At 58.2% G+C, this 378-nt stretch carries 1 rRNA gene; it reads left to right on the top strand.

Features of this window, described 5'->3' with window-relative positions:
* Positions 1-378: ribosomal RNA gene (locus tag ACYVTD_RS17830) — 23S ribosomal RNA — on the top strand; the annotation flags it as partial.

The raw sequence follows: 378 nt of genomic DNA on the forward strand, positions 1-378 counted from the left end.
TTACCCGTGGTTAGACGGAAAGACCCCGTGAACCTTCACCGTAACTTATCATGGGAACTTGGTCAGGCATGTGTAGCATAGGTGGGAGACTATGAGGCGTGGGCGTCAGCCTGCGCGGAGTCTTCAGTGAAATACCACCCTTGTCTGATTAGGTTTCTAACCCGACCCGTGAATCCGGGCCGGGGACAGTGATAGGCAGGCGGTTTGACTGGGGCGGTCGCCTCCCAAAGAGTAACGGAGGTGCGCGAAGGTCTCCTCGCGCCGGTTGGAAATCGGCGCGTGAGTGTAAAGGCACAAGGAGGCTTGACTGCGAGGCTGACAGGCCGAGCAGGTACGAAAGTAGGTCTTAGTGATCTGGCGGCAGCGAGTGGAAGCGCC

This window comes from Treponema sp. R6D11 (genome assembly GCF_054786075.1).